We start from the raw sequence: 5,718 nt of genomic DNA on the forward strand, positions 1-5,718 counted from the left end.
GAAAATTCACTTAAAGAGATCGCCTGTGGAAATTACAGACTCGAGAAAAGAATAAAATTGAAAATTGAAGGACACCCCGAAGCACTTAACGACATAGTCATTATGCCGGAGATTTCCTTCAGGGTGATCAACCTTCTCATTTTTGTCAACGATCATTTTCTGACGGAAGTTGTTGGAGACGGTGTGATAGTTTCAACACCCACGGGTTCCACAGCTTACTCTCTCTCGGCGGGAGGCCCGATTATCTGCCCTGAAATGGAAGGGCTGGTCATAAACTCGATTTCACCGCATTCTCTGTCTCTCAGACCTATAGTCGTACCATCAAAATCCGAAGTCAAAGTCACCCTGTGCAGTGAATCAGCCATCGTGGCGATAGATGGTCAAAAAGCTGCAAAAATCCATAAAGGAGACCAAATAAAAATAAAGAAATCAGATAACTACACCACTCTTTTAAAACTGACCAGTTTGGATTATTTTTCAACTCTGCGGACTAAACTCAAATTGGGCGATACAAAAATGAGAACTAGTTGCGATGGTTGTAAAAAAAGAGCCCAATGCCCGTTTTTTAACATCGACGATGATTAAGTCAATCAGAATCAAAAATATCGCGACCATAAAAAACGTCGAGATACTGTTTGACAAAGGGCTGAATATAATAACAGGAGAAACCGGCGCGGGTAAGTCGCTGATATTTGACGCTGTATCTCTCGCTTTAGCGCTGGAAACCGGCAGGAGATCCTTTAAAAATTCCGGTTATTCTACAGAGGTTTCATTGATCTTAGAAGACTCCGACGGAAGTGTAAACGTCGTCGAAGTCAAGTTGCCGAAAAAAGGAAAAATCGAAAGAGCTTTAAATGGAAAGCCTCTCCAGGCTGATGATGTCCGTCTTTTTTCGCTGAATTCTGTTATGATGTTCGGACAAAACAAGATGAGCGAACTTCTCGGATCTGAGCATTTTCACGAATATCTCGATTATTTCTCTCAAAACGATTTTCTACTACGCTCTTATGCCGAGTTTTACGAGGAATATAAGAATCTTAATAGGGAACTTTCAAGACTTTTAAGAGAAAAAGAGACTGACGAAGAACGAAAGAAACTGGCCGAATACGAATTGGAAGAATTGAACGGGATCTCCCCCAAGCAAGGAGAATGGGACGAGTTGAATTCGGCCATAAAAAAATTGGAGAATTTCGAGTATATCAAACTCCACCTCAAATCTTGCGAGGAAATAACCGGTTCTTCAGAAAACAGCATGTTCTCACAGATCAAACAACTCAGAAACGAAGTAATCCAGCTCGCGAGAATAGACTCCGCCTACGACGAATTAAACGACCTCGTAAACCAGCTTTCACTCGTCCGAGATGAATTGGATGTTTCACTGTCGAAATTTTCCGACTTTGAATTTGACACGGAGACGCTCTCTTCTCTAAGGGAAAGAAGGGACATCCTTCATAGAGCGATTAAAAAATTCGGTGGTACATTCGAAAACATGATGAAAAGAGCAGATGAATTACGCGATTTTCTTTCCTCGTCTTTCGTGACCGCAGAGAATATAGAAAAGGTTAGACAAACGCTCAAGTCAGTAGAAAAAAAAGTCCTTGAACTGTTGGAAGAAATCAGCAGTAAAAGAAAAATAAACTCCGCTGTATTGACAGAAGAAATTTCGCGTATGTTGGAATCTCTTGGCTTCAAAGAAGCTAGGTTCGATGTACGGGTGGAAGACAAAAAAAAGGGCGAATACAATATAAACGGAATTCTTTTTGACGAGACTGGAAGAGACGATGTAGACTTTCTTTTTTCGGCCAACCCGGACATTTCAATGAAATCCTTGCACAAGGTGGTTTCTGGTGGGGAACTTTCGAGGATAGCTCTCGCCATCCAGACCATAACAATGAAAAAAAGACTTTTGCCCGTAGTAGTGTTCGACGAAATAGATATCGGGATTTCAGGCAAAACCGCCCGAGCCGTGGGAAAATACCTTTCTTTGATGTCCTCTTCCCGTCAAGTGATAGTTATAACTCACCTACCGCAAATAGCTTCCCTCGCAGATCACTACATAGAAGTTCAAAAAAGCGTTTCAGCTAAAAAATCGGAAACTTTCGTACAATACGCCAACGGAAAAGAAGACAGGATAAGAGCTGTGGCATCTCTGGCGAGCGGAAAGGCTTTGACAAAAGAAGCCATGGAATATGCTGAAAGTCTGATCGAATCAAAATGAAAAAAGGGGAAAAAATGGAGCTGATAGCTGTTGAAATCGAAAATCCCAAGGGGTATAACCTCGTGATAGGCTCTTCTCATTTTATTATGACTCCTGAAGATATTGCAGAAGCACTTTTAAAGTCCGTCCCCTCAATCAAATACGGGGTTTCTTTTTGCGAAGCTTCGCCACCCGCTTTGATAAGAACCGAAAGCAACGACGAAGAGCTGGCCGAACTTTCTCGAATCAACGCCATGTCAATCGGAGCGGGTCATTCTTTCATCATATTCGTGAAAGATTGCTTTCCGATAAATTTCATCAATTCCATTAAAAACCTTCCGGAAGTTACATGTGTTTACTGCGCTACGGCAAATCCAGTAAAAGTCTTGGCAGTATCCCTCGGTGATCAAAAGTCTATCATCGGCGTAGCAGACGGAATAAGCCCCAAGGGATTTGAAGGGGACGAAGACAGGATTAAGAGGTTCCAGTTTCTCAGAGACATCGGATACAAACTCGATTTTTGACGAAAAAGCTGTAATTAAACATTTTTACGTTGTACAATAATGGCGATCTAATCCCAAAAGGAGGGAATATGGCTTATGCTTTTTTATATTTGATGGTTTCTTTTACCGTCAACCCAATAATATCAGGAGATTCAAGGGCGTACACCATCAAAGACGAACCAGTTTATTTCTCTTTTGAAGCTCAGACTACCGGCTATCTTTCAATGGTTGTGAAATCCGACGAAAATAACACAGATCTGACAATCACAGCCAGGGGACCAAATACCTTTTTTCTTGACATGACTCCCTCCGTGATTGACATCGACGCAGGAGGCAACACAGGTCTCGAACAGGCTCTTTTCACCATACCTTCCCCAGGCGTGTATTATTTTATCGTCAACCCTTATACACCTCTTAACAATGATCAGCAATTTGTAATGTTTTCATGGTTTCACGAGACGAACAATCTCATAGATTTCACTGAACCTATAATAATCGAAGAAAATTCGATAGAAGACATGCAGAACCTGTCAGGAACGCTTAACACGACAAAACCTTTGGCTGTTTTTCAACCCCGGGGTTACGACGGGGAAAAGAACCTCGCTTTCTTCAGGGTTGAAGCCAGCGAAGATGTGGTTTTCGAACTCTACTCCGAGGACAACTTCGTCTCGTATCTGCTTCAGTCTGATTTAGACATAGAAGGAAACGCCGGCATAGAAGAATTGCTCTACTTCACGGGATCAAAAAAAGCTTTTGCGGTTGTAAAACCCTACTCTTTGAGCGACACAACAGAGATTTTCTTCAACTTGTACTTTGAAGCTCTCCCTCCCGACGATAAGCTGTTGCTATCTTCAAATCAAGCTGTAGACGAAGCTTATATAGACCCTGAGAACAACTCAATGGCTTACATATACGAGCTTACTATACCAGATGATGGATTGTCTGAAGTGAATCTATCTTCTGATGACGCGGACATGGTCTTGATGGCGTTTAGCGAAGATACATTTTACGTCTCCGATTATGATATCGACGGAAACACTGGAGAAGAAAAGTTAATACTCACCGGTGGGGAGTATTTCATGGTCGTCACAAACAACCAAAATTCAAGGCAATACGCCGATTTCACCATTGAAGTCGTCCATCATCAAGATACGGACGCTTCAAGATCTAACGCTATCCCACTTAAACTCGGAATAAGAAACAACGGAGAAATAACCTACGAAAACTTCGACTTCCAGGATTATTACGTTTTCACCGCCGATCAAAAAGCGACATACACAATCGAATCTATGGGTTTGACAGGAGAAGGCGATCTTATAATGTCTCTCGAAAATGAAAATGGCGAATTACTGCAGCAATCTGACATCGACAACAACGGCAATCCGACAAACGAAATATGCACAATCGAACTTGACAGGGGGGATAAAATTTTTGTAAAAGTTTATCCATACGCTGAATACGAAGGTCTATTCACTGATTGTCAGTATTATATCGTTCTCACAATGGAATGAATTGAAAGGGGCAGTAGCTCAGATGGAAGAGCGCCTCCCTCGCACGGAGGAGGCCGGCGGTTCGAATCCGCTCTGCTCCATTAAGTATTTCAAAATATGGGCATTGTCTAATTTAAAAGCGGTCGGCCTTCGCGTAGGATGTGCCGGAGAACCCCGCCAGAGTCGGGAGACAGCAACGGTATCCAGAGCACTCCTGTCGCGAAAAAAGCTGACCGCTTAAAAAAGGAAACACGATGAATGTTGGATACTTGATTCTCGCAAGAAAACTCAGACCTGCGAACTTTGACGACCTCATAGGGCAAAAACACGTGGTAGAGACACTTAAAAACGCTTTGGACAAAGGTAAAATTGCGCAAGCCTATCTTTTTTCGGGTCCAAGGGGCATCGGTAAAACGACAGCGGCGAGGATACTTTCCAAATCTATTAACTGCGAACAGGGCGTTTCTTCCAAACCATGCAACAAATGCACCACCTGCAGGGCGATTTCCGAGTCGAGATTTCAGGATGTTGTAGAAATTGACGGAGCTTCAAACAGGGGAGTGGACGATATACGGTCCATAAGAGAAAACCTTTTGTACACTCCTATGTCTAGGGAGAGAATATACATAATTGATGAGGTTCACATGCTGACAAAAGAAGCTTTTAACGCCCTTTTAAAAACGCTTGAAGAGCCTCCCGCCAATACGCGTTTTATTTTTGCCACAACCGAACCTGAAAAGGTCCCCCAAACTATTATATCCAGGTGTCAGAGATTTGATTTCAAACTTGTCGATGCAAGAACAATTTTCAACTATTTGAAAACGGTGTGCGAAAATGAAAACATAGACATCTCGGATAGAGCTCTAGAAGTCATAGTTCGAAAAGCGCAGGGATCTGTTCGTGATTCTTTAAGTTTACTCGATCAGCTATCTGTATACAGAGAAATCGACGAGAAAAAAGCCAGAGAAGTTTTGGGGGAAGTCGATTTTTCTGAGATAGAAAAGATTATCACCGCGATTTCAGAAAATGATCCAAAAGCGGCCATGATTGCTTGCGATAAAATAATTGAAGAAGGCTACCAACCCACGGATATAGCTCATTCAGTGGCAATCGCCCTTTTCGAATCTTTAAAGAAAGACTCTCCTCTTCAGAGCATCTCTTCCAAACTCGGTATTGACAGAACGTTGAGGACTCTCGAACTTCTTTCAAATTTTCTGAACAGAAATTCAAAACTGTCCCCTGTTGTGAGTCTTGAAATTCTCTTTGCCAGGATTTCAAGAATGGTCGACACAAAAGATATAAAAGACCTGATTTTCGGAATTGAAAACAGCAGAATTGAAAACAAAAATGAGAATTCGAAACCTCGGCATGATGCACAAAAGATAAAATCACATGACAAAGACGAAAGCTTTCAAAATTTTTTATCAAACGTCGGTTCTGACAGTAAAGTTATATACCACTATCTTACAAATTCCAGTGCTGAAGTTTCAGGTGATACTCTTATAATTCAGTTGCCAAATTCCGGTTA

The 5,718-nt window shown here is 41.8% G+C and carries 5 protein-coding genes, 1 tRNA gene and 1 other RNA gene; all 7 read left to right on the forward strand.

What is annotated here, in order from left to right:
- A partial coding sequence (locus tag JXA84_00020) for an NAD(+)/NADH kinase (protein ID MBN1149590.1) occupies nt 1-585 on the forward strand: 585 nt, incomplete at its 5' end.
- Complete coding sequence (locus JXA84_00025) at nt 578-2,218, forward strand: AAA family ATPase (GenBank protein MBN1149591.1); 1,641 nt, start codon at nt 578-580, stop codon at nt 2,216-2,218. The genes JXA84_00020 and JXA84_00025, both read left to right, overlap by 8 nt.
- Nucleotides 2,219-2,232: 14 nt before the next feature.
- Nucleotides 2,233-2,721: an adenosine-specific kinase gene (locus tag JXA84_00030; GenBank protein MBN1149592.1), complete on the forward strand. Its 489-nt coding sequence runs from the start codon at nt 2,233-2,235 to the stop codon at nt 2,719-2,721.
- 68 nt (nt 2,722-2,789) lie between these two features.
- Nucleotides 2,790-4,211, forward strand: coding sequence for a hypothetical protein (locus JXA84_00035; protein ID MBN1149593.1), 1,422 nt, complete (start codon nt 2,790-2,792; stop codon nt 4,209-4,211).
- A 7-nt stretch (nt 4,212-4,218) separates the two neighbouring features.
- A tRNA-Ala gene (locus JXA84_00040) sits at nt 4,219-4,291 on the forward strand.
- 40 nt (nt 4,292-4,331) lie between these two features.
- Nucleotides 4,332-4,428: signal recognition particle sRNA small type (gene ffs / locus JXA84_00045), an RNA gene on the forward strand.
- Nucleotides 4,429-4,444: 16 nt separating this feature from the next.
- A partial coding sequence (dnaX, locus tag JXA84_00050) for a DNA polymerase III subunit gamma/tau (protein ID MBN1149594.1) occupies nt 4,445-5,718 on the forward strand: 1,274 nt, incomplete at its 3' end.

The sequence above is a fragment of the candidate division WOR-3 bacterium genome (genome assembly GCA_016926475.1).
Taxonomy (GTDB): domain Bacteria; phylum SDB-A; class SDB-A; order SDB-A; family SDB-A; genus JAFGIG01.

What these genes read in the sequence shown, in the direction of transcription:
- JXA84_00025 (MBN1149591.1), top strand. Translation starts at nt 578, where the DNA reads ATGATTAAGTCAATCAGAATCAAAAATATCGCGACCATAAAAAACGTC.
- JXA84_00030 (MBN1149592.1), top strand. Translation starts at nt 2,233, where the DNA reads ATGGAGCTGATAGCTGTTGAAATCGAAAATCCCAAGGGGTATAACCTC.
- JXA84_00035 (MBN1149593.1), top strand. Translation starts at nt 2,790, where the DNA reads ATGGCTTATGCTTTTTTATATTTGATGGTTTCTTTTACCGTCAACCCA.